At 44.8% G+C, this 1,416-nt stretch carries 1 protein-coding gene and 1 pseudogene; both read right to left on the bottom strand.

The window, feature by feature from the left end; translation table 11 throughout:
• Positions 1–102: 102 nt before the first annotated feature.
• Positions 103–450 (bottom strand): transposase, encoded by a 348-nt coding sequence (locus F6K49_RS49040; protein ID WP_293109994.1) that lies wholly within the window; start codon positions 448–450, stop codon positions 103–105.
• A gap of 134 nt (positions 451–584) precedes the next feature.
• Positions 585–1,407, bottom strand: a pseudogene (locus tag F6K49_RS49045) (hypothetical protein); the annotation flags it as partial.
• Between the last annotated feature and the right edge of the window lie 9 nt (positions 1,408–1,416).

Below are 1,416 nucleotides of genomic sequence, written 5' to 3' on the forward strand. Positions count from 1 at the left end.
GGTAGAATTCTGGTAACATTGTCTATAGGTAGGTCTTGTTGCAAATTGAGAGACCTACCTTTTTATACCACAAAATCCTACAAACTTTACATACCAAGCATTTCAGACTGTTTCGTCGCCCCCCCAGGAAACTATGGTTCTTCTGGCTACCCCCATCACCCCGGCAACATGAGCTTCACTTCCAGCCTTCCCCAAATGCTTATATTTACTTAGCTTGGGCGTTTCACCTGTGGTTGCAAAGGTGGGCGAACTAGCTTGTAGCTTGTAGTACCAGTAGGCTTTTTGGGTCTGTCGGACTTGATAACGCGCTACCCAAACATCTTCCGGGGCAAGTTCCCCTTGATGCTCAAAGAAATTTTTGTAGGTTTCGAGCCTGGCAATCGCCGTCTGTAAACGAGTTATTCTCTGTAGTTTATCTTGTTGTGACTGACTTGAAACTCTTCTACCCATTGCTCTCAATCTCCATCAGACATCGAACGCGCGATTATAACTCGCGAATCTTGTCAAATTGGGGAAGATTTTTAAGCCGGATTTTTAAGCGTTTAAATAGCTAGTTGACCGTTGAGATAGGCACAACGCAGTTGTCAGATATTAGCAACATTCTCTGGTCGCCATTGGGCTCCGGTTAATTTAACTCGGTGGCTGATTTGTTTGACAGCCGATTCCACCGCTCCGCTCCCAATTGAACAAATTTGTTCCTGTTGGAAAGAGTGATAATTGATTAACCTTTTACGGTGTTTTTTGAGATAGCAAAGAAAGTTAGTTCCTCCCACTGGCTGAACCGACTTCAACAACTTCCGAGCTTCGGATACCTGTCCCTTCCACAGGTAAGCCTCTAACTGTTCTTTGGTAGATTTATTCGTTTGTATTTTATGAAGGTTTTCGGTTAGGTGATACCAGTCCAGGATTTCAATTCGATGCTGCTCTTCACCAATTTCAGCAAAGATGTTCCAGATTCCATCATGTCCGTCTCCCAAGCAGTATAAGGGTGAGGTGAATTTTTGACTGTTTATCCAATCGGTTAAAGAGAGATTATCTTGAAAAAAGGCTCCATAATAAATCCCTGTCTTGATGCAAAGCGCGAGTGGGGGGAACCACGGCAGTCGCTCATGGGGGAAACCCCCAAGACCGCGCTGCCTCCCCAAGACCGCGCTGCATCGCTTGTAAGCGAGCTGTTTTGTATTCTTGCCAACAACTAGGTTCTCCTTTGCCTTCTGTCCTCAGGCGGATTTTTCCTCCATCGACACATACCTCGGATAATCCTTGTTTTACCTCAGGAAGTGGTAACTCAATTTGGTTAACCTTTCGTTCGCGTAGCGTGGCCAAAGGCCAATGATGAGTGGAATGACCAACTTTGAGTCCAGTTAACAGATATAAGTCTTGCTCTGCATCTTGATAAGATTCATGCTTCACTTA

This window comes from Moorena sp. SIO3I6 (genome assembly GCF_010672095.1).

Bases quoted from the DNA above. Each gene is read 5' to 3' on its own strand.
- F6K49_RS49040 (WP_293109994.1), bottom strand. From the start codon at position 450: ATGGGTAGAAGAGTTTCAAGTCAGTCACAACAAGATAAACTACAGAGA.